The organism is Leisingera daeponensis (assembly GCF_019801465.1).
GTDB classification, from domain to species: Bacteria; Pseudomonadota; Alphaproteobacteria; order Rhodobacterales; family Rhodobacteraceae; genus Leisingera; species Leisingera daeponensis_A.
Map to the genome: position 1 here is coordinate 39,125 of NZ_JAHVJA010000004.1, position 24,750 is coordinate 63,874.

Annotated in this window: 24 protein-coding genes; 9 read left to right on the top strand and 15 right to left on the bottom strand. The window is 62.9% G+C overall.

The window, feature by feature from the left end; genetic code table 11:
• Positions 1 to 41 precede the first annotated feature (41 nt).
• Both deoC and KUV26_RS11135 read left to right on the top strand, forming a co-directional pair.
• A complete protein-coding gene (gene deoC / locus KUV26_RS11130; protein ID WP_222508393.1) occupies positions 42 to 1,031 on the top strand; it encodes a deoxyribose-phosphate aldolase in 990 nt (329 codons plus the stop codon).
• 11 nt (positions 1,032 to 1,042) lie between these two features.
• Positions 1,043 to 3,379, top strand: coding sequence for an aldehyde dehydrogenase family protein (locus KUV26_RS11135; RefSeq protein ID WP_222508394.1), 2,337 nt, complete (start codon positions 1,043 to 1,045; stop codon positions 3,377 to 3,379).
• A gap of 265 nt (positions 3,380 to 3,644) precedes the next feature.
• Here KUV26_RS11135 and rpsO read toward each other — a convergent pair whose 3' ends face one another.
• The 3 genes from rpsO to KUV26_RS11150 all read right to left on the bottom strand — a co-directional run bounded on the left by rpsO (position 3,645) and on the right by KUV26_RS11150 (position 5,732).
• A complete protein-coding gene (gene rpsO, locus KUV26_RS11140) occupies positions 3,645 to 3,914 on the bottom strand; it encodes a 30S ribosomal protein S15 (RefSeq protein ID WP_024088374.1) in 270 nt (89 codons plus the stop codon).
• Positions 3,915 to 4,079: 165 nt separating this feature from the next.
• A complete protein-coding gene (locus tag KUV26_RS11145; RefSeq protein WP_222508589.1) occupies positions 4,080 to 5,108 on the bottom strand; it encodes a calcium-binding protein in 1,029 nt (342 codons plus the stop codon).
• A 102-nt stretch (positions 5,109 to 5,210) separates the two neighbouring features.
• Entirely contained in the window at positions 5,211 to 5,732 is a 522-nt protein-coding gene (locus tag KUV26_RS11150; RefSeq protein ID WP_222508395.1) for a DUF1643 domain-containing protein, read from the bottom strand.
• 114 nt (positions 5,733 to 5,846) lie between these two features.
• Here KUV26_RS11150 and KUV26_RS11155 point away from each other — a divergent pair, with 114 nt between their 5' ends.
• Positions 5,847 to 6,506 carry a hypothetical protein gene (locus tag KUV26_RS11155; RefSeq protein ID WP_222508396.1) on the top strand — a complete coding sequence of 220 codons (660 nt, stop codon included), beginning with the start codon at positions 5,847 to 5,849 and terminating at the stop codon, positions 6,504 to 6,506.
• Positions 6,503 to 6,781, top strand: a complete 279-nt coding sequence (locus KUV26_RS11160) for a hypothetical protein (protein ID WP_261399842.1) — start codon at positions 6,503 to 6,505, stop codon at positions 6,779 to 6,781. The genes KUV26_RS11155 and KUV26_RS11160 overlap by 4 nt, the downstream gene beginning before the upstream one ends.
• 105 nt (positions 6,782 to 6,886) lie before the next feature.
• Here KUV26_RS11160 and truB read toward each other — a convergent pair whose 3' ends face one another.
• Positions 6,887 to 7,813 carry a tRNA pseudouridine(55) synthase TruB gene (truB, locus tag KUV26_RS11165; RefSeq protein WP_222504254.1) on the bottom strand — a complete coding sequence of 309 codons (927 nt, stop codon included), beginning with the start codon at positions 7,811 to 7,813 and terminating at the stop codon, positions 6,887 to 6,889.
• 137 nt (positions 7,814 to 7,950) lie between these two features.
• On the opposite strand from truB, the gene KUV26_RS11170 reads away from it, so the two are divergent.
• Complete coding sequence (locus KUV26_RS11170) at positions 7,951 to 8,604, top strand: RluA family pseudouridine synthase (RefSeq protein WP_222504253.1); 654 nt, start codon at positions 7,951 to 7,953, stop codon at positions 8,602 to 8,604.
• 9 nt (positions 8,605 to 8,613) lie between these two features.
• On the opposite strand, the gene KUV26_RS11175 is transcribed toward KUV26_RS11170, so the two are convergent.
• The gene (locus KUV26_RS11175) at positions 8,614 to 9,168 is read right to left on the bottom strand and encodes a helix-turn-helix domain-containing protein (RefSeq protein ID WP_261399843.1); all 555 of its coding nucleotides are present in this window, start codon (positions 9,166 to 9,168) and stop codon (positions 8,614 to 8,616) included.
• Between the two features lie 105 nt (positions 9,169 to 9,273).
• On the opposite strand from KUV26_RS11175, the gene KUV26_RS11180 reads away from it, so the two are divergent.
• Positions 9,274 to 9,987 (top strand): AzlC family ABC transporter permease, encoded by a 714-nt coding sequence (locus KUV26_RS11180; protein ID WP_222508398.1) that lies wholly within the window; start codon positions 9,274 to 9,276, stop codon positions 9,985 to 9,987.
• Positions 9,980 to 10,273 carry an AzlD family protein gene (locus tag KUV26_RS11185; RefSeq protein ID WP_222504251.1) on the top strand — a complete coding sequence of 98 codons (294 nt, stop codon included), beginning with the start codon at positions 9,980 to 9,982 and terminating at the stop codon, positions 10,271 to 10,273. Before KUV26_RS11180 ends, KUV26_RS11185 begins: the two co-directional genes overlap by 8 nt.
• 168 nt (positions 10,274 to 10,441) lie before the next feature.
• Here KUV26_RS11185 and KUV26_RS11190 read toward each other — a convergent pair whose 3' ends face one another.
• Positions 10,442 to 11,881 (bottom strand): aldehyde dehydrogenase family protein, encoded by a 1,440-nt coding sequence (locus KUV26_RS11190; protein ID WP_222508399.1) that lies wholly within the window; start codon positions 11,879 to 11,881, stop codon positions 10,442 to 10,444.
• Between the two features lie 267 nt (positions 11,882 to 12,148).
• On the opposite strand from KUV26_RS11190, the gene KUV26_RS11195 reads away from it, so the two are divergent.
• Positions 12,149 to 12,802 (top strand): peroxiredoxin, encoded by a 654-nt coding sequence (locus tag KUV26_RS11195; RefSeq protein WP_222504249.1) that lies wholly within the window; start codon positions 12,149 to 12,151, stop codon positions 12,800 to 12,802.
• 67 nt (positions 12,803 to 12,869) lie between these two features.
• On the opposite strand, the gene KUV26_RS11200 is transcribed toward KUV26_RS11195, so the two are convergent.
• From KUV26_RS11200 to KUV26_RS11220, 5 genes are all read right to left on the bottom strand, one after another.
• Complete coding sequence (locus tag KUV26_RS11200) at positions 12,870 to 14,024, bottom strand: rhamnan synthesis F family protein (RefSeq protein WP_222508400.1); 1,155 nt, start codon at positions 14,022 to 14,024, stop codon at positions 12,870 to 12,872.
• 53 nt (positions 14,025 to 14,077) lie between these two features.
• Entirely contained in the window at positions 14,078 to 14,956 is an 879-nt protein-coding gene (locus KUV26_RS11205) for a glycosyltransferase family 2 protein (RefSeq protein WP_222508401.1), read from the bottom strand.
• Between the two features lie 79 nt (positions 14,957 to 15,035).
• Positions 15,036 to 17,180 carry a polyribonucleotide nucleotidyltransferase gene (gene pnp, locus KUV26_RS11210; RefSeq protein ID WP_222504246.1) on the bottom strand — a complete coding sequence of 715 codons (2,145 nt, stop codon included), beginning with the start codon at positions 17,178 to 17,180 and terminating at the stop codon, positions 15,036 to 15,038.
• 246 nt (positions 17,181 to 17,426) lie between these two features.
• On the bottom strand, positions 17,427 to 18,746 hold the full coding sequence (locus KUV26_RS11215) for a M16 family metallopeptidase (RefSeq protein ID WP_222508402.1): 1,320 nt from the start codon (positions 18,744 to 18,746) through the stop codon (positions 17,427 to 17,429).
• Positions 18,743 to 20,086 (bottom strand): M16 family metallopeptidase, encoded by a 1,344-nt coding sequence (locus KUV26_RS11220; protein WP_222508403.1) that lies wholly within the window; start codon positions 20,084 to 20,086, stop codon positions 18,743 to 18,745. Before KUV26_RS11220 ends, KUV26_RS11215 begins: the two co-directional genes overlap by 4 nt.
• Between KUV26_RS11220 and KUV26_RS11225 the strand changes: the two genes are divergently transcribed.
• Positions 20,070 to 20,258 carry a hypothetical protein gene (locus KUV26_RS11225; protein ID WP_222508404.1) on the top strand — a complete coding sequence of 63 codons (189 nt, stop codon included), beginning with the start codon at positions 20,070 to 20,072 and terminating at the stop codon, positions 20,256 to 20,258. The two genes, KUV26_RS11220 and KUV26_RS11225, sit on opposite strands and share 17 nt — an antisense overlap.
• Positions 20,259 to 20,262: 4 nt before the next feature.
• Here KUV26_RS11225 and KUV26_RS11230 read toward each other — a convergent pair whose 3' ends face one another.
• From KUV26_RS11230 to KUV26_RS11245, 4 genes are read right to left on the bottom strand one after another with little or no spacing between them, the layout of a single operon-like run.
• A complete protein-coding gene (locus KUV26_RS11230; RefSeq protein ID WP_222508405.1) occupies positions 20,263 to 20,784 on the bottom strand; it encodes a DUF3035 domain-containing protein in 522 nt (173 codons plus the stop codon).
• Positions 20,785 to 20,839: 55 nt separating this feature from the next.
• Positions 20,840 to 21,322, bottom strand: coding sequence for a signal peptidase II (lspA, locus tag KUV26_RS11235; RefSeq protein ID WP_222504241.1), 483 nt, complete (start codon positions 21,320 to 21,322; stop codon positions 20,840 to 20,842).
• Positions 21,323 to 21,337: 15 nt separating this feature from the next.
• The gene (gene purH, locus KUV26_RS11240; protein ID WP_222508406.1) at positions 21,338 to 22,927 is read right to left on the bottom strand and encodes a bifunctional phosphoribosylaminoimidazolecarboxamide formyltransferase/IMP cyclohydrolase; all 1,590 of its coding nucleotides are present in this window, start codon (positions 22,925 to 22,927) and stop codon (positions 21,338 to 21,340) included.
• A gap of 24 nt (positions 22,928 to 22,951) precedes the next feature.
• Positions 22,952 to 24,694 carry a heparinase II/III family protein gene (locus tag KUV26_RS11245; protein WP_222504239.1) on the bottom strand — a complete coding sequence of 581 codons (1,743 nt, stop codon included), beginning with the start codon at positions 24,692 to 24,694 and terminating at the stop codon, positions 22,952 to 22,954.
• Positions 24,695 to 24,750: the final 56 nt, after the last annotated feature.

The window sequence follows — 24,750 nt, forward strand, 5'->3', positions numbered from 1 at the left end:
CCGTGCGACTTTCGCACGGAACTCTTCTGAGGACTCCCCGAATGGAAAGCCAAATCGCCGAACGAAGCGCGCAGCTGCCGCAGCTGGCCGAGCCGCGCAACCCGGGCATGGAGCTCGACCTGGACTGGGTAGCTGCCGTGCAGGCCAACACCTCGGCCATCGAACGCCGCTGCGCCACCCTTCCGGGCCGCCGCAGCGTCAAGAAAGACCATCAAGCCGCATGGCTCCTGAAAGCCATCAGCCTCATTGACCTCACCACCCTGTCCGGTGACGACACCGAGGGCCGCGTCCGCCGCCTGTGCGCCAAGGCGCGGCAGCCGGTCAGTTCCGGCCTCCTTCGCACGCTGGGCATGGAGGGCCTGACCACCGGCGCAGTGTGCGTCTATCACGACATGATCCCAACCGCCGTCAACGCGCTGGAAGGCACCGGCATCCCTGTTGCCGCGGTCTCAACCGGTTTTCCGGCCGGCTTGTCGCCGTTCCGACTGCGGCTGGCGGAGATCGAGGAAAGCGTCAAGGACGGCGCCGAGGAAATCGACATCGTGATCACCCGCCGCCATGTGCTGCAGGGCAACTGGCAAGAGCTTTACGACGAAATGAAAGCCTTCCGTCAGGCCTGCGGCGAAGCCCATGTGAAGGCAATCCTGGCCACCGGCGAGCTGGGCAGCTTACGCAACGTGGCGCGTGCCTCGCTGGTCTGCATGATGGCGGGGGCCGATTTCATCAAGACCTCCACAGGCAAGGAAAGCGTCAACGCCACCCTGCCCGTCTCACTGGTGATGATCCGGGCGATCCGCGACTACTATGAACGTACCGGCTACCGCGTCGGCTACAAGCCCGCAGGCGGCATCTCCAAGGCCAAGGACGCGCTGGTATACTTGGCCCTGATGAAAGACGAATTGGGCGGCCGCTGGCTGCAGCCCGACCTGTTCCGCTTTGGCGCCTCCTCGCTCTTGGGCGACATCGAGCGCCAGCTGGAACACCATGTCACCGGAGCATACTCCGCCGGCTACCGCCACGCGATGGGTTGAGGGCTGGACACATGACCATCAAAGAGATTTTCGACACCATGGACTACGGCCCCGCCCCCGAAAGCGCAGCTGAGGCACTGGCCTGGCTGGTTGATCAGGGCAGCCGGTTCGGACATTTCATCAACGGTGAGTTCACCGCGCCCGGCGACGGCTTTGACAGCAGGAACCCGGCCACCGGCGAGGTGCTGGCCACCCTGACCCAAGCCTCGCAGGCCGATGTGGATGCTGCGGTTGAAGCCGCCCGCAAGGCGCAGGGCGGCTGGGCCGGACTTGGCGGCGCTGGCCGCGCCAAATACCTCTATGCCATCGCGCGCCTGCTGCAGAAGCATTCCCGCCTGTTTGCAGTGCTTGAAACGCTGGACAACGGCAAACCGATCCGCGAGAGCCGCGACATCGACATCCCCCTCGCGCAGCGGCATTTCTATTATCACGCCGGCATGGCCCAGCTGATGAACAGCGAACTGCCGGATGCCGAGGCCCTGGGCGTCTGCGGCCAGATCATCCCGTGGAACTTCCCGCTTCTGATGCTCGCATGGAAAATCGCCCCGGCCATCGCCATGGGCAACACCGTGGTGCTGAAACCGGCGGAATACACCTCCCTTACAGCGCTGCTGTTCGCCGACATCTGCCGCCAGGCGGGCCTGCCCAGGGGCGTGGTCAACATCGTCACAGGCGACGGCGCCGTGGGCGGGATGATCACCGCAGCGGATGTGGACAAGATCGCCTTCACCGGCTCCACCTCTGTCGGCCGCAAGATCCGCGAAGCCACCGCAGGCAGCGGCAAGGCACTGACTCTCGAGTTGGGCGGCAAGTCCCCCTACATCGTCTTTGACGACGCCGACATTGACTCCGCCATCGAAGGTCTGGTGGATGCGATCTGGTTCAACCAGGGCCAGGTCTGCTGCGCCGGCTCGCGCCTGCTGGTGCAAGAGGGCATTGCGGACCGGTTCCATACCAAGCTCAAGGCCCGCATGGACGGGCTGCGCGTCGGCAACCCGCTCGACAAATGCATCGACGTGGGTGCCGTGGTGGATCCCGTGCAGCTCGACACCATCAGCTGCATGGTTGCGGCCAACCGGGCGGGCACCATGCATCAGGCACGTGTCGAAATGCCCGAAGGCGGCTGCTTCTACCCGCCGACGCTGATCGAGGGCCTGTCGCCCGCCGATCCGCTGATGCAGGAGGAGATCTTTGGCCCGGTGCTGGTCTCCTGCACCTTCCGCACCCCGGCGGAAGCCGTGGAGCTGGCCAACAACACCCGTTACGGGTTGGCTGCGACCGTCTGGAGCGAGAACGTGAACCTCGCGCTCGACATGGCGCCGCAACTGGCCGCCGGCGTGGTCTGGATCAACGGCACCAACATGTTCGACGCTGCTGCCGGTTTCGGGGGTGTGCGCGAAAGCGGCTTCGGGCGCGAAGGCGGCTGGGAGGGTCTTGCTGCCTATACCCGTCCGAAATCCAAGGCCAAGCAACTGGCCAAAGTTGATGCGTTTGCCGGCAGTGGCGCCCCCGTCGACCCGCTGGACCGCACCGCCAAGCTCTACGTTGGCGGCAAGCAGGCACGCCCGGATGGCGGCTACAGCCAGGCCATCTATGGCAAGTCCGGCGCACTGCTCGGCCATGCCGGCCTCGCCAACCGCAAGGATGTCCGCAACGCTGTTGAGGCCGCGGCGGGTGCAGGCAAGTGGTCCAAAACCACCGGCCACCTGCGGGCGCAGCTCCTTTACTACATCGGCGAGAACCTCTCCGCCCGTGCGGACGAGTTTGCAGCCCGCATCGACGCAATGACAGGCAAGAAGGGCGGCGCAGCAGAGGTCGGGGCCTCGATCCAGCGCCTGTTCTCCGCCGCGGCCTGGGCCGACAAATACGACGGCCAGGTGCATGGCGTTCCGATCCACGGCGTGGCGCTGGCGATGAAGGAGCCGGTTGGCGTGATCGGCGCGCTCTGCGCGGATGAGGCGCCGCTGCTGGGTCTGGTCTCGGTGATGGCGCCGGCCATTGCCATGGGCAACCGGGTGGTGCTGGTGGCCTCCGAGCCCTTCCCTCTGGCTGCAACCGATTTCTACCAGGTTCTGGACACCTCGGACGTGCCCGGCGGTGTGGTCAACATCCTGACCGGCAGCCATGCGGAGCTGGCGACACCGCTGGCCGCGCACTTAAACGTGGACGCAGTCTGGAGCTTCTCCTCCTCTGATCTGTCGGCATCAATCGAGGCGGCTTCCGCAGGCAACCTGAAGCGCACCTGGGTCAACAACGGCACCGCAGCCGATTGGATGCAGGACCGGACAAAGCGCTTCCTGCAGGAGGCCACTGAGATCAAGAACATCTGGGTGCCCTACGGGGAATAACCCGCGCCGCTTCCGGCAAAGACAAAACGCCGCTCCATCCGGGGCGGCGTTTCGTTTGCAAACCGGCCACGGGCCCGCAAAGGCCTGCATTGCCGCAGGCAGCAACCGCCCGTGCGCAGCACGCGCCACGCCCAAGGCCAAGAGCTGCCCGGCGCAGCCGGGGGGCCTGCGGGCGCGGGAGCACTTCGCGCGCTTGACGCCACTGAAAGAAAAGAAAACGCCCGCTCCTTTCGGAACGGGCGCAGAAAATCCGGATATGCGCGGATTAGCGGCGGATGCCCAGGCGCTTGATCAGGTCCTGGTAACGGGCCTCATCCTTGCCTTTGGTGTAGTCCAGCAGCTTGCGGCGCTGAGCAACCATTTTCAGGAGGCCACGGCGGCCGTGGTTGTCCTTCTTGTGGGTTTTGAAGTGCTCAGTCAGGGTGTTGATGCGCGAGGTCAGGATTGCAACCTGGACTTCCGGGGAACCGGTGTCGCCGTCCTTGGTTGCGAATTCTTTCATCAGGCGCGTTTTTTCTTCCGCAGTGATCGACATCGGGGTCTCCTTCATAAGGTTAGAGTGGATGGCTCAGGCCGGGATGTCGTCCAGCACAGGCCCATGGAGATACCTGCCGCAGAATCGCGGCAGATGCGGGCGTATAAGCTGTTTCCGCTGCAAAGGCAAAGCCTATGTGAGGCGATCCGGTATCATCTGTCCAGCCTACTGCGGCAGCATTCCGGCCGCCGCAGCCGATGCAGTGTCGATCAGCACCAGGTCGGCCACGGTCAGGCCTAATGCGCCCGAGACCCGCAACACTGGTTCCCCGTTCACAAGTATCAGCTGCTCATCTTCAGCTTCCGGATTCTGCTGCACCACCACCTGCGGTTCCGTACCGCCCTCGAAGTCCCAGACCAGCACCAGCTGGTCCTCTGCGGCATCATAATCCATCAGCTGCACGGCTCCGGCAGTGCCGGTCCAACTGCCCGCTGCAAAGAGATCGGCACCTGCGCCGCCGGTGAGCACATCACCTGCCCCGGCGATCAGCGTGTCATCACCATCACCGCCGTTAACAAAATCCTGGTCAGCGCCATCCCCGGCGCCGGATACCACGTCATTGCCGGTGCCGCCGAACAGCGCATCTTCACCGGCGCCGCCAGTCAGGCTGTCGTCGCCGTCATTGCCATGCAGCGAATCCGCGCCGTCTCCGCCTTCCAGCCAATCCTCCTCCCGGCCGCCATGCAGCACATCCGCGCCGCCGCCGCCCAGCAGGCTGTCATTGCCGAAATGCCCGTACAGTGTGTCACCGCCTTCCCCGCCTTGCAGGACGTCATCTCCGTCTTCGCCATGCAGCAGGTCCTCATCTGCACCGCCAAACAGGCTGTCATCTCCGGCACCGCCGTGCAGCACATCGCTGCCGGATCCGCCCTCCAGCCAGTCTTCCCCGCCATACCCGCCGATCTGGTCATCACCGCCGCCGCCGCTGATGCTGTCGGCCTGGCCGCTGCCTGCCAGCACATCGCCGTATTCGGTGCCCGTCAGAGTTTCGCCATCTTCCGTGCCTGCTGACTCCGCGCTGCCCCCGTCTGCCCCCGCTTCGCCGCCGGGCTCGATGAAGCCGCCGTCCAGACCGTCACCCTCCGCCTCAGGGCCGGACGGGGCGCTGCTGCCCTCATCCTCATCGGTCCCGGTCTCCGCCAGGACGGCTCCGCCCACCGCCATCAGTCCCAACATGCTCGCCAGCCACAGCATCGCCACTCAACCCGAAGACACAAAATCAAACAAATACACACTCTCATGCTGCACGCTGAATGACAAAACAAAACGGGAACATCGGTTAACGGGTATTTGAGTTCAGGACCCGGTGCCCGCATGCCACGGCTGAGGCTGCTGGCTGTAGGCGATGTACAAAGGATGCTTCGGATGACCCGCCTTGCTGAGCCCAAGGTGATGGAGCGGTTTGCCCGTTTCCCGCAGCGTGCTTTCCACCCGTGCGCCCTGGCCGCGATGTTCGCCATGGGTACCCCAGGCGCAGATCACCATATTCGCCCACTCCATGCCTACAAGGATGGCGGCCATGTTGTCCGGCCCCTCCGGCGCCTGCAGCCTGCGCATCTCCCGCGGGTCGGTCACCCGGCAGGCAAAGATGTTGGTGGCCCGGAACCCGCCGAACCCCAGTGCCCGGGCGCGCCGCTCGCAGCGTTCGATGGTGGGATCGTTCTGCACCTCGGTTGCGGTCGAAGGGTTCAGCATCACGAACATCACCCGCGGCCCGGCCGGTTCCCAAACCCGGGTCAGGCTGTAGCGGTAGGTTTCGCAGTCGGAATAAACGGCGGTCGAGGGCGCATCGCCCTTGGTATGGCTGCGGATGATCATGGCGGCGTTACTAGACCGGCACAGGTTGCGATCCAAGCAGGTTTCTCGCAACCTGCAGCAGAAACGTAGGCGCATTTTTACCGCGGAGGCTTTGATTTTTTTGACCTGAGCGACATGGAACTTCTTATCTTCCTTGCACTTGCAGGCTCCGCCATAGCAGTTGGCTTTGACAGAGCAGAAAACTCCGGCCAAGAAACCGCCGGACCGGCGGAACCGGACACTCCGGTTGAACCAGACCCGCAACCCCAATCCATCCAACTGTCCGGCACCGCGGGAACAGACGACGTGCTGGACGGCGGGGATGGAAACGACACGCTGACGGGCAATGCCGGCGACCTGGATCTGCTGGCCGGCGGCAACGGCGATGATGAATTGCATCTGGGTGCGGACAATACCGCCCGGGGCGGCGCGGGGGCAGACCGCTTTGTCCTGGGCGATGAGGGCAGCCGTCACACGCTGATCGAGGATTTTGAACTGGGTGCCGACCGGCTGGCCCTGACGCCCTATCACTCCGGTTACGTCGAGCTGATCGAGGCCGAAGACGGCACCGGCCTGCGCTATATCGACACCCTCAACAACCAAACGATCCTGACCCTGCCGGGCGTTTCCCTGGATGAAGGTGAAACTCTGCAAGTGGATTTTCTGACCCGGGGGGCGACGTTGACCGCACCGTGCGCTTTGAAGGTCCCGGCGGAACCGCGCCGTTCACCCTGGATGCGATCCGCGGCACATCGGGCGGCGACACACTGGACGGCACCGCAGGCGATGATTTGATCTTTGGCCAAAGCGGTGCCGACACCCTGTCAGGTGGAGCGGACGAGGACAGCACCCTGATCGCCATGGACGGCATTGCTGTCTCGGCATTGCCAGGCGACCAGTCAGAGATCAGCATTGCCTTCCACGACGACTATTCTACGGATGAAGACCGCTGGAGGGATGCGGCGGGAAATACAATCAGCGCCGTGGAGGGCAGGCAAGCAGCTATCATCCTGACCGCACAAGAGTATTACTCTGTGTTCGGGGAATACGGAACAGCCGGTGCAGTCTAGTCCGGACCGCAACGACCGCGCAGGGCAATAGGTCAGCGCTGCTGTCCGAATGTTTCGCGCGCGAAACATCCGGTCACAGCTGCTGACCCAAAAAGTCACACCTTGTTAACCGGCGCTTGTGTCCTGATTGAAGACCCGGCTGGGATGCAGGGTGCCCGATTTATAGACGCCAACTGCCACCGCCTGGCCGTCGAGCGAGGCCCAGGCCTCATCGCCGTATTCAACTTCATCGCTGGGCATTACCATGCCCGGGTTGCCGTTGCGCAGCCGGACTGCGCCTTCGGGGGTGCATTTCACCTCAGGCAAATCAGCCAGTCCTTCCTCCAGCGGGCGCAGGTAGGCGTCCAGCTCCGGCGTGCGCGCCAGACGGTCGATCTCCTCCAGCGAAATCCCGTCCTCAGCCGCATCAAAGGGACCGGACCAGATCCGGCGCAGTTCCTTGACATGGCCATGGCAGCCCAGCGCCGCGCCCAGGTCACGGGCGATCGAACGCACGTAGCCGCCTTTGCCGCAGGTCATTTCCAGCACCACGTGGTCCGCGTCCGGGCGGTCCAGCATGATCAGCTCCTCGACCCACAGCGGGCGGGCTTCGATCTCCACATCCTCACCATCACGGGCGAGCTTGTAGGCGCGCTGGCCGTCAATCTTCACCGCGGAGAACTTGGGGGGCACCTGCATGATCTCACCCAGGAAGGGCAGCAGCGCATCCTTGATCTGCTCATCGGTGGGGCGTTCGGCGCTTTCGGCAATCACCTCGCCCTCGGCATCATCGGTATTGGTCGCCTGCCCCAGCCGCACGGTGAAAGTATAGGCCTTCAAGGCATCGGTGATATAGGGAACGGTCTTGGTCGCTTCGCCAAGTGCCACCGCTAGAACGCCGGTTGCCTCCGGGTCCAGGGTGCCCGCATGGCCGGCCTTCTTGGCCTCCAGCGCCCAGCGCACCTTGTTCACAACCGCGGTCGAGGTCAGCCCCGCGGGCTTGTCCACCACCAGCCAGCCGGAAATATCGCGCCCTTTGCGTTTGCGTGCCATGCATCGTCCCCATGTGTACGTGAGGCGCGCCGGTTACCGGATCGCCGGGACAGTGTCAATTTAGCAAAGACCAGGCAAGCGGGAAAGCGGCGCGGGACTGCTTGCCCTCGCCAGGATCCCGCAGTAGGCAATCGGTCATGGCCGTATCAAGCGAATACACCCCGCCGCAGGACCCGCTGGAGATCCTGCACCACGACGCAGAGCTGCTGGCGGTGAACAAGCCTGCCGGCCTGTTGTCAGTGCCGGGGCGCGGGGAGCATCTGGCCGATTGCCTGATCAGCCGCATTCAGGCGGTGTTCCCTGAGGCGCTGCTGGTGCACCGGCTCGACCGCGACACCTCCGGCGTGATGGTGTTTGGCCTCACCCCCCATGCGCAGCGGCATCTGTCGATGCAATTTGAAAAGCGCACCGCCAAGAAAGCATATGTCGCGCGGGTGGCTGGCCGGCTGGAACCGCGCAGCGGCACCGTAGATCTGCCGCTGATCGTCGACTGGCCGAACCGGCCCAAGCAGATGGTCTGCCATGAAACCGGCAAACCCGCCGTCACCGACTGGCGGGTGATGAAGTATGAGGACAATGCCACACGGGTGCGGCTGACCCCCAAGACCGGGCGTTCGCACCAATTGCGGGTGCATATGCTGTCACTGGGCCACCCGATCCTGGGCGACCCGCTTTATGCAACCGGCGCGGCATTGGAGCATCCGCGGCTGATGCTGCATTCCGAGGAGTTGCGGATTAAGCACCCCGATAGCGGCGAGTCGCTGAAGTTCCGGGTGAAGTCCGATTTCTGAGGGCGCCGGTCAGGGCGCCTCCATCACCATCAGGAACATCGTGTCGGCCCGCTTCGCCTCATAGGTATGCGGATGGTCTCCCGGAAAGGTGTAGTAGTCACCGGGATACAGCAGTTCCTCCTGCCCTTCCGGCCCGGCCCGCATCTGACCGGAACAGACCAGCATATGCTCCACGGTGCCGCGCGGATGCGGCTGGGCGCGGCGGATCTCTCCCAGCTGCATCACCACGCGGTAGACATCCCGGCGCACATTCGGCGGGCTGCGCGACAGCAGGACCGCGGCGAAATCCGACTGTTCTGACTCCAGCACCTCTCCTTCGATTGCGCGGATCAGCTTTGTGGCGGGCGCCTCGGTCTCAAACAGCAGGCTCAGCGGGATATCCAGCGCTGCGGCCAGTGCCCAAAGAGTCTCTACACTGGGGTTTCCATTGCCTGCCTCCAGCTGAGACAGGGTCGATTTCGCAATTCCTGCCTCGGCCGCGAGTGCCGACAGCGACTTTCCCGCGCGGCTGCGTTCGCGCTGGATGGCCGCGGCTATCATCTTGTGGGGCGCTGATGTGTTCATTTTTTCATCCCATCGTTCGCCTTGACGAACAATCCATTCGTTCGATATAGAAGCCTCGCATTCGGTTTAAATGAACGCCCTGCCTTTTTCCAGAGGAGCCTTGCAATGACCGTTCAGGACATATCTTCACTGCCCCCTGCCCGCGGCCAGCTGCTGGCCGGGTTGCGGGACATCCTGCCGCTGGCAATCGGCGTCGCCGTCTACGGCTTGGCCTTTGGCCTTTTGGCCGCTCAGGCGCAGATGAGCGGGCTGCAGACAGGGGTGATGGGAACCATTGTCTTTGCCGGGTCCTCGCAAATCATCGCGGTCGAGCGGCTGGTGGCAGGCGCCGGGGCGGGCACTGCCCTGCTGGCGGGACTTGCGCTGAACCTCCGGCTGTTGCTGATCACGGCCTCATTGCGGGATGAACTGGCCGGGCGGCCCTGGTGGCAGATCCTCTTGGGGGTGCATCTGGCAACGGATGAGAACTGGGCGCTGATGCACGCCATGCGCGCCCGCGGCCGGCCTGCGGGCTACTGGTATCTGGTGGGCGGTGGATTGGCGCTGGTCGCGATCTGGGTTCTGGCCACGGTAGCAGGTGCGGGGTTCGCGGCGGCCGTACCGGAACCGCGCGCCTTGGGCATGGACTTTGCCTTTACCGCTGCCTTTATCGCCATCTTGCGCTCCTTATGGAGCGGCAACGCCATGCTGCTGCCGTGGGCCGGATCCGTTGCCATCGTATTGCTTGCAGGTTTGCTGGCCCCGCTGGATCCCACCTGGACACTTATCCTAGGCGGCGTCAGCGGTGCGGCCGTCGCCGGAGCATTTGGCCATGACTGAGACGTGGACGCTGATCACTGGCTTGGCAATGGCGACCTTTGCCGTGCGGCTTTCGGGCTATCTGCTGGGCCGGCGGCTGCCGGACCACGGCCCCTGGGCGCGCGGGCTGCAGGCACTGCCGGGCTGCCTGATCCTGTCGCTGGTCACCTATCTGCTGATGCAGGGCGGGCCGCAGGAATGGGCGGCTGGGACTGCCGCGCTGATTGTGGCACTGATCACCCGCAGCCTGCCGCTGACCATGGGCGCCGGAATCGCTGCAATCTGCCTGCTTAGAGCCTTTTTCTGATCTCATGACCGCTTGCCCGTGCGCAGCACGGGCCACGCCCAAGTCCGAAGGCAGCCCGGCGCAGCCGGGGGGCTTGAGGGCGCGGGAGCACCACCCCTTCCTGAACACATCTGGAAAAAAGAAAGCCGCCCCGAGGGGCGGCTCTCCGTTACGTCCAAAGCGAAGGGCTTAGTCGGCTGCCCAGCCGCCCACGGCTTTCACTTCCAGGAAATCCTCGATACCCCATTTGCCGCCCTCACGGCCCTTGCCGGACTGTTTCATGCCGCCGAAGGGCGACCCGGCCGAGCGGGATTTGCCGTTCATTTCCACCATACCGGAACGCAGCGCGCGGGCCATGCGGTTGGCGCGGGCGCCGTCCTGGGTCTGCACATAGTTGGTCAGGCCATAGGGCGTGTCATTGGCAATCCCGATGGCTTCTTCCTCAGATTCAAATGGAATGATCGACAGCACCGGGCCAAAGATCTCCTCGCGCGCGATGGTCATCTGGTTGTTCACATCGGCAAAGACCGTGGGCTTCACGTAGTAGCCCTTGTTCAGCCCGTCCGGGCGGCCGGTGCCGCCGGCCACCAGCCTGGCGCCTTCGTCGATGCCTTTCTGGATCAGGTCCTGGATCTTGTTCCACTGCATCTCGTTCACCACCGGGCCGATATGGCGGCCCTGCTGGTCTGCCGGGCCGACCTCGACCTTGGCGGCCACTTCCGCCGCCTCGGCGACCACCCGGTCATAGATGCTGTTCTGCACCAGCATCCGGCTGGGCGCGTTGCAGCTCTGGCCGGTGTTCTGCATCATGTGCAGCACGCCGCGCTTCACGGCCTTTTCGTCGGCATCTTCAAAGATCACGTTGGCGCCTTTGCCGCCCAGTTCCAGATCCACTTTCTTCAGCGTCGGCGCGGCAGCCTGGGTGATCGCGATGCCTGCGCGGGTGGAACCGGTGAACGAGATCATGTCCACGTCCGGATGGGTGGTCAGCTGCGAGCCGACGCCCGGGCCGTCGCCGTTCACCAGGTTGAAGACACCTGCCGGGAAGCCGGCCTCGTCCATCAGCTCGGCAAAGATCATCGCGTTGAGCGGGCTCTGCTCGGACGGTTTCAGCACCATGGTGCAGCCGGCCACCGCCGCAGCGCCGACCTTGAGCGTCACCTGGTTCATCGGCCAGTTCCAGGGCGTAATCAGGGCGCAGACGCCCACCGCCTCGTGAATGATGCGGTCGTTGGGGCTGCGGTCGTTCAGCGGCGCGTCAAAGGGAAACTCCTTGGCCGCGGCGATGAAGTTGCGCAGGTGCCAGCTGCCGGCGCCCACCTGCGAAGTGCGCGACATGTCGATCGGCGCGCCCATTTCCAGCGACATCGCCTGAGCCAGGTCCTCGGCGCGGGCCTCGTAGACATCGATCAGTTTCTCGACCAATGCGATGCGCTCAGCCACCGGGGTGGCCATCCAGCCCGGCAGGGCCGCCTTGGCCGCCGCCACGGCAGCGTTGGTGTCGGCTTCAGAGCCCAGCGAGATCACTGCGCAGGGTTCTTCGGTCGAGGGGTTGATCACCTCGAAATCGTTGGCGGCAGAAGGGGCGACCCACTGGCCGTTGATGTAAAAGTCGCGTTTCTCGATCATCTGGGAACTCCCAATTCAGAGGTGTTTCTTGTCCCGGTTTGCCGGTTTCGCCGCCACTCTGTCACTGCACTTTAGAGTGGGCAAGGAGATTTACGCATAATTTGATCAAATTATCGCGTGCACTGTCAATGTTCATCTGCGGCAGCTGCCAGCCGCCTGAGGAGACGATAATTTGCGGTTTCCTTGTACGGTGGCTTTATCGTTGCGTTAAAGTACTTAGGTATCAGTCAAGACGACTCAATATTTCACTGACAAGGAGACACCGCCATGGGTTTGCGCATTAACGACACGGTCCCCGATTTCACCGCGGAAACGGATCAGGGCACCATTTCTTTCCATGACTGGATCGGCGACAGCTGGGCGATTCTGTTCTCCCACCCCAAAGATTTCACCCCGGTCTGCACCACAGAATTCTCAGCTGTTGCACAGCTGGGCGACGAATGGACCAAGCGCAACACCAAGGTGATCGGCGTTTCTGTCGACGGCGTCGAGGACCACAAAAAGTGGAAGAAGGATATCGAGGAATACGGCAAGGCTGCCCCCGGTTTCCCGATCATCGCCGACGACGGACTGACGGTGTCCAAAGCGTTCGACATGCTGCCTGCCGAAGCCTATCTGCCTGACGGACGGACGCCTGCAGACAGCGCCACGGTGCGCTCTGTCTTCATCATCGGCCCGGACAAGCAGCTGAAGCTCAGCATGACCTATCCGATGACCGTGGGCCGCAACTTTGCCGAGATCCTGCGGGCATTGGACGGGCTGCAAATGTCGATTGGCAAAGGAGTCGCCACCCCGGCGAACTGGGTTCCGGGCGAAGATGTGATTATTCCGCCGGCTGTTTCCAACGAGGAAGCCAAAGCGAAATTCGGCGAATTCGAGACTGTTTTCCCCTACCTCCGCAAGACAAAGGCACCGGAATAGTTGCTGCTCGAAGCGGCTGCGCGGATATCCCTGCGCAGCTGCCGTGCGCCGGTCAAAGGGCCGGATGTCAGACCGGCGGGAAGTCCGGAGCCTTCTCGCGGCGCAGCGTCTCGGCTTCGCGGGCAACAACCGCACCAAAGTCACCGCCAAGTCTTCTGGCGAACCGGATCGTTATTGCCGATCCTTTCTCGTCCAGCCAGCAAGGCGATTTCTTCAGGAATGCCGCACCATGCAGCTGCCGCATCAAGTCCGGCTGCACGTAGCTTGCGCCTTGGATAGCAACCGCAGTCAGCAAAAAGGCCACCAGGTCCCCGGCGGGGGCGTCTGCTGCCAGAAGCTGTTCCCGCAGCGTATCTAGACGGGGGCGGTCCAGAAACACCGCTCCGCGCACGGCGGCCTTGATCTCCTCATGCGAAAGCCCGGCGAGGCGCTGATCCAGATCACTTGGGTCGCTCGTCATCCCATGCGAGTAGCCGCTGGAAGTGATCCATTGACTGAGGCCGATCTCGCCGCGGCGCACCGTCACCTTCTTGTCGCTGGTCAACGGGAACCGTTCCCAGAATTTGATGAACTGCGGATCTGCCATAAGCCGGCCCGACATCATCAGCGCAAAGGAGCAGTAATGGAAGTTCCGGTGCGACGTGGTGTAGTTCCACCGGATGCTGCGGAAATTCTCGGGATCGACACGGGGGTGGCCGTAATTCGACACCGCCCCGGTAAAATCCAGCCCGGTCTTTTCTGCTTCGGCGAGCCAGTCCTGCGCCCCCGGCAGAGGGAACCAGGAGGAATCGTTAAGCAGTACCAGACGGTCGATCTGCGCAGCCTTTTCCCGGGCCAGCAGGATGCCATCGCGGTAACCGCCAAAGTCATAGCCGTAATTAGGCCGTTCCAGGCACAGCCAGCAGTAATCCAGAACCTGGTCGCGGTCTGCTTCCGGCAGTGGCAGGTTTGACACCACCAATGGCGCATAACCGCTTGAAATGAGGTACTTCAGGGCCTCGATATGGGATGCCAGAACACCCTGACTGGGAAAGATCAGATAGACGGCAATCCGCGAGCCGGGTGTCGCCCTGCCTTCGGTGCAGCGGGAGTTTTTGGCCAGGAACCAGTCGTAGTACTTATTTCCGAAGACATAAGTGCCGATCCGGCTTGGCAACAGCTTGAGCTGCGCCAACGGGCGCTTCAGCTCTCTGGTAATCTTCCAAAGCGGGGGCAGTTTCATCTTCCTTGGCCTCTTTTTTTGGCTTCTAGCGTCAGGCTTTTCCGCGTGTAGTCCTAAACCCAGGGCGGCTGCCTGTCGGCGCTCTGCTTTCCGCGGCTGCTGAGGATGGCACGGAAGTAATACCATGCCTTGGCCCGTTTTCGCGCCGAAATCAGATTGAGGGGCGAGACCAGCTGCAGCCCCGCTTCCGCGAACGCACGCGAGAAGCCAAAGGGCTGGTCGTGCTTGCGCGCGGCATATACCCGCGATTGCCCCATGTACCAGGCTTTCAGCGCCGCAGTCCTGGAAGACCGCTCGGTAGAATGACCCAAGAGGTGGCGGACCTGCGCGTCATAGACATACCGCAGCGGGCCGCAATTTGCCTTTAAACGCAGGCTGAGGTCGTCATCTTCGTGGAACAGGAAAATCGCCGGATCAAAGCCGCCGACCTGCTCGAATGCGGCCCGGCGCGCCAGCAGCGCGCCGCCGTTCAACACCGGCACCTCGCCATCCTGTTTTGCAGCGCTGCGCCCCAGCCAGAGCGATTTCGGGATCAGTTTGCTGCGACGCTTGAAGAACAGAGAACCGTCGCCTTTGACGATGCGGGTGTTAAAGGCTGAGGCCTCGGGATGAGAATCCGCAGCAGCTAGCAGATGTTCCAGCGTGTCCGGAAATAGCTCGGCGTCCGGATTCAAGAAAAACAGGAACTCGGTACCGACCTGCTCCGCACCCTGATTGCAGGCGCGGCCAAAGCCCAGGTTCTCAGAGTTGGCAAGAAAGCGGGCGCCATGTTCAGCGGCTAAGGCCCGGGTTGCCTCCGCGTCGCGTGACGCGTTGTCGACGAGTACGACGGGAACCCCGGACGGGACGGAGCGCAGCAGGTTTTCAACAATCACCGACGAATTATAGGTGACCGTGATAATGGAAATACGGGAATTCAAAGGCTGGTCCATGAGCGTCCCGGCAGAAATTGAATAGCCCGGGGCACGGCTTATGCGCGCCCCGGGCTGTTTATGGACGGTCAGAGGTGGATTAGTCCTGCTCTGCCTTTTCTTTCTTCTCCGGCGCGATTTCCTCGCCGGTTTCCTGATCGACAACCTTCATCGACAGGCGGACCTTGCCGCGGTCGTCGAAGCCCAGCAGCTTCACCTTCACTTCCTGGCCTTCCTTCAGAACGTCCGAAGGATGGTTCAGGCGGCGGTTTTCGATCTGGGAAACATGCACCAGGCCGTCGCGCTTGCCGAAGAAGTTTACGAAGGCGCCGAAGTCGACGATCTTCACGACTTTACCGGTGTAAATCTGGCCTTCTTCCGGCTCTGCCACGATCGAATAGATCATGTCATAGGCCTTCTGGATGGCGTCGCCGTTGGGGCTGGCGATCTTGATCACGCCGTCGTCGTTGATGTCGACCTTGGCGCCGGACACTTCGACGATCTCGCGGATCACCTTGCCGCCAGAGCCGATCACTTCGCGGATCTTGTCGGTCGGGATCTGCATGGTCTCGATGCGCGGGGCGTGGACCGAGAACTCGTTGGTCTCGGACAGGGCCTTGCCCATCTCGTTCAGGATGTGCAGACGGCCATCCTTGGCCTGGGCCAGGGCTTTCTCCATGATTTCCGGGGTGATGCCGGCAACCTTGATGTCCATCTGCAGCGAGGTGATGCCGTTTTCGGTACCCGCCACCTTGAAGTCCATGTCGCCCAGGTGGTCTTCGTCACCCAGGATGTCGGTCAGGACCGCGTAGGAGCCGTCGTCCTCGAGGATCAGGCCCATCGCCACACCGGCAACCGGTGCTTTCAGCGGCACGCCCGCGTCCATCATCGACAGCGAACCGCCGCAGACGGAAGCCATCGAAGAAGAGCCGTTCGATTCCGTGATCTCGGAAACAAGACGGATGGTGTAGGGGAAGTCGGTCGGAGCCGGCAGCACTGCCTGCAGCGCGCGCCAGGCCAGCTTGCCGTGGCCGATTTCGCGGCGGCCCGGGGAGCCGACACGGCCCACTTCGCCAACCGAGTACGGCGGGAAGTTATAGTGCAGCAGGAAGTTGGACTTGAAGTTGCCATGCAGCGCATCGATGAACTGCTCGTCGTCGCCGGTGCCCAGCGTGGTCACGACCAGGCCCTGGGTCTCGCCACGGGTGAACAGGGCGGAACCGTGGGTACGCGGTAGCAGGCCGGTTTCGGCCACGATCGGGCGCACGGTGGTGGTGTCGCGGCCGTCGATACGCTTGCCGCCTTTCACCACGTCGCCGCGCAGGATGCCGGCTTCCAGCTTTTTCATGGCAGAGCCGAGGTTGGCGTCTTCCAGCTGTTCCTCGCTCAGCGCTTCCTTGATCGCTTCACGGGCAGCGGCAACAGCGGCGGTGCGCTCCTGCTTGTCGGTGATCGCAAAGGCGGCGCGCATCTGCTCTTCGCCGGCGGCCTTCACGGCCTCGTACAGCTCGGAGTAATCCGGCGCCTGGAAGTCGAACGGTTCTTTCGCGGCTTCTTCTGCCAGCGAAATGATCAGGTCGATCACCGGCTGGATCTGCTCATGCGCGAAGTTCACCGCGCCCAGCATTTCGGCTTCGGTCAGTTCGTAGGCTTCCGATTCCACCATCATCACGGCGTTCTTGGTGCCGGCCACAACCAGGTCCAGGCGCTGCTCAGGGTTGAGGCGCAGATCCTGCATGTCGTCGACGGTCGGGTTCAGCACATACTCGCCGTCAACGAAACCGACGCGGGCGCCGGCGATCGGGCCCATGAACGGCGCGCCGGAGATGGTCAGCGCGGCGGAGGCCGCGATCATCGCAACGATGTCCGGGTCATTGACCAGGTCGTGGCTCAGCACGGTGCACATCACCAGCACTTCGTTCTTGAAGCCGGGGACGAACAGCGGGCGGATCGGACGGTCGATCAGACGTGCGGTCAGGGTTTCTTTTTCGGTCGGGCGCGCTTCGCGCTTGAAGAAGCCGCCGGGCACCTTGCCCGCAGCATAGTATTTTTCCTGGTAGTGGACGGTCAGCGGGAAGAAGTCCTGGCCGGGCTTCTGCTGACGGGCAAAGGTCACGTTGGCCATGACGCTGGTTTCACCCAGGGTGGCGATCACGGAGCCATCCGCCTGGCGGGCAACCTTGCCGGTTTCCAGTGTGAGCGTCTCTTCGCCCCACTGCATCGATTTTTTGGTGACGTTAAACATCTAGCGTATCCTAATTGGGAGCACTCCCGGCCCTCCGGGTCTCCCGTTTGCGTGGCGGCCCCATTGCCGCCGGCCCCATTTATCTTTCTTTCGCGTGCCGGGGCCTTGGCACATCGTCTCAGACAAGCCCGCCCATACAGGAGTTTTGCGCAAAATGAAAGGGAAAGCGGTGCGGCGCAGCCCTGCTGGGCGGCAGCACGCTCTTCAGCGGCGGCCGGCGGAGCACTTTGCCCCGCCCGGCTTGCCTCAATTGGTGGTTTTCACACCCTCAGGGCGGCCCGCAATAACGAAGTGCAGCCCATCTGGGTTCAGGAACTCTGCCGCAAAACGCTTCACGTCTTCCAGAGTGACAGCATTGATGCGGTCATTGCGGGTATCCACGTATGTGATGGGCAGGTTGTCCATCTGCATGCCCGCCAGGATCGAAGCGATACGGCTGTTGCCGTCAAAGCGCAGAGGATAGGCTCCCGTCAGATAGGTCTGGGCGTCTTTCAGCTCTTTTTCCGTCACGCCATCCTCGGCCATCCGGCGCCATTCGCCCCGGATCACTTCCACAGCCTCAGCCATCTTTCCGTTGGCTGAAGCCACGGACCCCATATAGACGGCCGCCAGATCGTGCGGCACCAGATAGGAATAGACCCCGTAGGTCAGCCCGCGCTTTTCCCGCACCTCTGTCATCAGCCGGGTTTCAAAAGAACCGCCGCCCAGAATCTGGTTCATCACATAGGCGGTGAAAAAGTCCGGGTGCTCGCGCGCGATCCCCTTCTGTCCGAACAGCGCCACCGATTGCGGGGTGTCGAAATCAACCACGGTCACACCGCCTTCGATGCTGACCTCTGCCGGACCGGGGATCTGGGCGCCTTCGGCAGGCAATTCCCCCAGCAAATCGTCCAGCAGCGCGCCAAGCTCGTCAGCGGTGATGTCACCAACGGCACTGACATAAAGCCTGTCCCTGGCAAACACAGCCTCATAGGCGTGAAAGATGTCCTGGCGGCTAAGGGCTGCAACCGATTCCAGTGTGCCCTTGCCGTCACTGCCATAAGGATGATCACCGTAGGCCATCCGGGCAAAAGCTTGACCGGCGATATTGTTGGGGTTCTTGGCATCCGACCGCAATCCGGCAAGCACCTGCGCCCTGACCCTGTCCAGCGCATCCTGATCGAACCGCGGCTCAAACAGGGTCTGACGCAGCAGCCCCACCGCATCCTCGCGGTTTTCGCTCAGAAACCTGGCAGAAATAGACACCGAATCCTTGTCTGCGTCATAGGAAAACTCCGCAGCGAGCGATTCCAGCGCCCGTGCGTAATCCTGCGCGCGCAGGTCACCGGAACCTTCCTCCAACAAGCCCGTCATCAAATATACCCCGCCGCGTTTGCCCGGTGCATCAAGCGAGGTGCCTCCGCGGAAGCGCAACTCAAGCGCAGTGAAGGGGATTGCATGATCCTCCACCAGCCAGGCGGTGATGCCGCCGGGAGAAGAGACCTCCTGAATCTTGATTTCGGCCCAGGCAGGCAGTGCCATGAACCAGGCCAGCAGCACCGCGGTGATATATTTCAGCGGGCTCATTGGGTCACCTCCTGGCTGCGCATCATCCAGCCTGTGACCGAGGTTTCCGGTCTCAGGACTTCGTTTGCTGCGGCGATGATTTCATCCGCGGTGACAGATTGCAGGATTTTCGGCCAATCCTGAACATCCTGCACCGTCAGCCCGATGCTAAGCGCCTGGCCATAACGGTTGGCGATGCCATTCACATTGTCCCGGTCATATATTTCGGAAGCGCGCAATTGCAGCTTGATCCTTTCCAGCTGCGCCTCATCCACACCTTTTTCGAGGAATTGCGCAATCGTCCGGTCCAGCGCGGCTTCTGCCTCGTCCATAGCCACGCCCTCGGCAGGCACAATCAGCAAGGTGAACGACGTGTCGTCCAGTGTGCTGCCGGAGTAGTAGGCCCCCGTGTAAACCGCGACCTGCTGGTCGAATTGCAATGCATTTGCCAGATAGGATGTATTACCGCCGCCCAGAAGCTCTGCCAGCAGGTAAAGCGCGGCGGCTTTCTGCTGATCGCCGCTGTCGCGCTCCGGAGCCAGATAGGAACGCTGCACATACGGCTGCGCCACGCGCGGGTCTTCGAAGGTCAGGCGGCGGGCAGCGGTCTGCGGCGGCTCCTGACTTCGGAAGCGTTCCGGAAGGTCCGGGTTGTCCGGGATCACGCCGTAGTACTGTTCTGCCAGCACCTTTACCTCCTCTGGCCGCACGTCGCCGGAGACGACAAGAATGGCATTATTCGGCGCGTAGTAGGTTTGGTAGAAAGACAGCGCGTCTTCCATATCCAGGCTTTCCATCTCGTGCCGCCAGCCGATCACCGGCTGGCCATAACGGTGGTTCAGGTATTGCACTGCTTGCAGCTGTTCGCGAAACAGCGCCACCGGATCGTTATCGGTGCGCTGGTTGCGCTCCTCCAGGATCACTTCGCGCTCGGTGGCTATGTCCTCTTCGCTCAAGCGAAGGTTGGTCATCCGGTCGCTTTCCATCTGCATCATCAGCTCCAGACGGTCGGCTGCGACGCGCTGGAAGTAGGCAGTGTAATCGTAGCTGGTAAAAGCGTTGTCCTGGCCCCCATTGGCCCGAACCGTGGCGGACAGCTCACCAGGCGCCAGTTTATCAGTACCCTTGAACAGGAGGTGCTCTAGGAAATGGGCTACCCCGGACTGGCCTGGCGGCTCATCCGCGGAACCGGCCCGGTACCAGACCATCTGCTGCACTACGGGTGCGCGGTGATCCTCGATCACCACCACATCCATGCCATTGTCCAAGGTGAACGCGGTCACCGCCTCGTCCTCAGCCCTCACCGGGGCGGACAAGACAGCGCTCAGCGCTGCGGCGGCCAATGTGATCCTCTGGATCATCTGGCATCCTCCAATTTTTGCACGTTTGCCCTTGCCCGGCACGGTGCGGTTACTGCTCTGTCGTTCATTTTTGCTCAATGCAGCCACAATTAGCCGCCCATTGCCAGCAGAAAGACTGCCGGCAACCTACGTTGCTGGCGGCATCATGCAAGACCGGCTGGCAGAAAAGTGAGCGATCAGGACTCTTCTTCCGGCGGCGAAGAAGGCGTCGCCGCTCCTGTCTTGCGGAACTGATCGCTGACGGCGAATGGGTCGATGCTCTGCTTGCGGTACAGCTGCTCGTAGCGGTCCACCGGAACGATCTTGATCCGGCCCAGATGGCGGTTGCGGTGACGGAACTTTGCATCTTCCGAAGCCAGCGTTTCGCGGACCCCCGGTTCGACTCCATAGCGGCTGGAGGCAGTGACCAGCGCCGCATCCCCCGAAGGCACAGCCGCAGCGGGCACCAGAGCACCCGGCCTGCCGCCAAGCGCGGCAACGGCATCAGCCTGCGGATTGGGGTCGGTTAGATTGCTGCCGCCCGGGGTCGGGGCGGGCAGCGAAGCGTAGCTTTCCGGCGTGCTAAGCGGTTTGGAGGGCAGGATCAGGAATTCATCCGGACCGGATCCGGGCTTCTGAAGCACACGCAGCCCCTTTTGCGCACAACCGGACACTGCCAGCGCGCCAGCCAGAACGATCACTCCGAACGGGATCCGCATTGCCCCAAACTCCTGCCTGTTTCCCAGCGCTTTTAACGCAATTGCCTGACGAGGTCTACGCAGGCTTTTTGCTGCGCCCGTCAAAGAAGATCAGCCCTGCCGCGCCGCCAAAGATGAAGATATCGGCGACATTGAACACAAACGGGTTTTGAATCCCGCAGCAGGATGTGTTGAGAAAATCCAGCACATAGCCGTATAATAGCCGGTCAGCAACGTTGCCCAAGGCGCCGCCGATAACCAGGCCCGCTGACAGCTGAATGCCTCTCGACGCTTTCTGAGACCGGAAAACCCACACCGCCAGGGCCACGCAAATCACAACCGAAAGACTGATCAGGATCCAGCGCGCGGCCTCATCGCCGCCGCCGAACAACCCGAAATTGATACCGGTGTTTTCGCCGTAGCGGAAATTAAGAAACGGCGGCAGCACGTCGATCCGGTGACGCTGGTCCAGCCCCATCCAGTGGACCACCAGAAACTTACTGGCCTGATCCGCCAGGAAGGAGAGGCCAGCGCCCCAGATCATCCAACGTGCTGCCATGTCGTTTGCGCCCTGTCAGTGGCGGAAGTGGCGCATGCCGGTGAAGACCATGGCCAGACCTTTGTCGTTGGCCGCCTTGATCACCTCATCATCGCGCATCGAGCCGCCCGGCTGGATCACGCAGGCGCCGCCAGCCGCCGCCGCTTCCAGCAGGCCGTCCGCGAAGGGGAAGAAGGCATCCGAGGCGACCGCGCAGCCCTTAGCAAGGCTTTCCTTCAAACCCAGCTCGGCGGCCATGCGGCCCGCTTTGGCTGCAGCTACATTGGCACTGTCCAGACGGCTCATCTGCCCCGCGCCGACACCGACGGTGGCATTGTCCTTCACATAGACGATGGCGTTGGATTTCACGTGCTTGGCGACTTTCCAAGCAAACAGCAGGTCCTGCATCTGGGCCTCGGACGGTGCCTTCTCAGTCACCACCTTCAGATCCTCCATGCCGACGTATCCCACATCCTTGTCCTGCACCAGCATACCGCCAGCCACTTGCTTGTAGGCCACGATGGGTTTGCGCGGGTCCGGCAAGCCGTCAGTCAGCAAAAGGCGCAGATTTTTCTTGGCGGCAAAAATCTCCTTCGCCTCCTCCGACGCGCCCGGCGCAATCACCACCTCGGTGAAAATCTCAGTGATCTTGGCAGCAGTTTCGGCGTCCAGCGGCTGGTTCAGCGCCACGATGCCGCCAAACGCTGAAGTGCGGTCGCAGTCAAAGGCCTTCTGATAAGCCTCAGCCAGGGTTGCCCCTTTGGCCACGCCGCAGGGGTTGGCGTGTTTGATGATGGCAACTGCGGGGCTTTCGGCCGGGTCGAATTCGGCCACCAGCTCGTAAGCCGCATCTGTGTCGTTGATGTTGTTGTAGCTCAGTTCCTTGCCCTGCAGCTGCACTGCGGTCGCCACGCCAGGACGGTTGGAGCCATCGGTATAGAAAGCCGCCTCTTGATGGCTGTTCTCGCCATAGCGCAGGGTCTGCTTCAGCTCGCCGGCAAAGGCACGGCGGCGCGGGGTCTTCTCATCGATCGCCGAGGCCATCCAGTTCGACACGGCCGCATCGTAAGCCGCGGTGCGGGCATAAGCGATCTGCGACAGGCGCTGACGGAAGGGATAACTGGTCTGGCCGTCGTTGGCGTCCAGTTCCGCCAGCAGCGCCTCGTAGTCCTGAACATCTGTTACCACGTTCACGAACAAATGGTTCTTGGAAGCCGCGCGGATCATTGCCGGGCCGCCGATGTCGATGTTCTCGATCATCTCGTCATAGCCGGCGCCGCGCGCCAGCGCCGCCTCGAACGGGTAGAGGTTCACCACCAGCAGGTCGATAGCGCCGATGCCGTGCTCGTTCATGGCAGCGACATGGGTGTCGTTGTCTCGCAAGGCCAGCAATCCGCCATGCACCATCGGGTGCAGGGTCTTGACGCGGCCGTCCATCATTTCCGGGAAACCGGTGACTTCGGAGACGTCTTTGACCGTCAGGCCGGCATCACGAAGCGCCTTGGCGGAACCGCCGGTCGAGAGCAGCTCTACACCGCGCGCGGCCAGCGCCTTGCCCAGCTCAATCAGGCCGGTCTTGTCGGATACGGAAAGCAGCGCACGGCGTACGGGGTGAAGGTCGGTCATGGCAGGGCGGTCCTTTGCAAAGGCTCAGTCAAACGTCTCGGGGTCGTCCCGGTTCAGGTCTCGCACGGCAACGGCAGTCTCCTGCGCCTTGCTGAGCGTCCACCGGACGCGGGTGGCATATCCCATCGCCCGCCCGGATAAAACGATCTGCTTTGCCGCACGCGGCTTCAAGCGGGTCTTTTCCAGGAAAACGCTCGGCTCAAGCCGCAGATGACAGGCGCCGTCATGGCGGAACACCCAGATTTCCCCGCTCTTGAGCGCCATGGATACTGCCGCGCCGCCCAAGTCAAGGGTTGCATCGACTTCAGGGTGAAGATGCAGCCGGATATCAAAGCTGATGCCGCCCTCCGGGTTGCCGCTGCTGGCCTTGTCAAAGCGGACCCTTGCGCGGTCTTCCAGAGCCAGAAGCATGTCCTCCCCTGCCAGGGCGCGGCCGTCAAAGGATAGATCCAGCGTACGGGCATGGGTCAGGCCGAAATGTGCGGCAAAGCCGTTGTGGCCGCCCTGAAACCGGAAGCCGTCGGGCAAGTCAGAAATGTCCAGCGGCACGTCATCAGGCGCCTCGATCAGCTCTTCATGGCCGGTGGTCTTGTGCGGTGCCGCCAGCCGGGCACTGGAGTGACCTTCAATGCACAGCGTGCTGTGCGACGGCGTCGCCCGTCCAGCGCGGCGCCATTCGATTCCAAAGGCCTCGCCCGACCCGCAATTCACGATCAGGGGCCGCCGGCCCGATGTCAGCTCAAACGCGAGGGTCGAGGCGTGCCCGTTGTACGATGCCTTGCCCGCGGGCGGCGCCGAAGCGTCCACGATCACCGAGGTGCGGCGTGCCGACAGCCGGGCAAATCCCATCGCCAGCCCGTCCGCATGGCGCTCTGCCACATGGCTGGCTGCGAGCGCATGGTCCAGCCGCCCCTCCAGCCCGCGGCCGCCGCCGTGGAACCGCGCCAGCCCGCCGTCGCTGTGGCGCAGGGTGCGCAAAGTGGGGGCGATCCGTTCTATGGCTGCGGTATGGGCAGGCGGCACTGTGCGGCCAGCCTCGTGCAAAGCCGCGGCTGCCCATGTGAGCAGGGTGAACACCTCCAAAAGTTCCTCCGGGTTGCGGGTCGGCAGGCCGCCCTGCCCGTCAATCTGGGAATGGCATTCCGCGGCCAAGGCCCTGACCGCCGGATCGGCCAATTCTTCCCGTCCTTGCAGGGCCAGGCCCGCATATATCAACCCGCACAGCGCCTCAAACCTGGGCAGACCAGGGGCGGCGCCCTGCCAGCGCTGCGCCAGATACCAGGTCTGCCGCGACAGGGAGCTGTAAAAGGCTTCGGTCTCTTCGCGGTCTTTGCCGCTGAGCAGGAACAGCGCATGGTTGATCCAGCGTATTACCCGCCGTCCTGTCAGATCCGGCAGCCAGGCCAGCCCGCCGCCGCGCCCATGCTGCGCAATCCAGCCCCAGACCCATTTCTGCGCCTTCAGCCGGGCCTTGAAATCGCCCACTGAGGCCAAGTCGTCGAGCCAGGAAAACCCGTGCCGCTCCGCGTCAAAAGCCGCGTCCGGCGCCGCAACTTCCCAAAGGCCGGTGTCGGGCGATTCGACCAGATAGCCGGCAAAAAGCAGGTTGCCCGCCACCAGCTGCCGCCCGCGGGCGAAACTGCCGATGGTGCGCGGTTCAGGCTGCGACACAAAGCCGGTTGCGGCCGGCTGGCTGCGCGCCCGCCAAGCATAATACCGGTTCAGCAGCCGGGTGCCACGGCCTGCCATTCTGTCGTAAGTGGACATGCTCTGTTGCCTCGCGCCGCGTTTTCCAGGGCGTTTTGGCAGGAGCATAGCGCGGG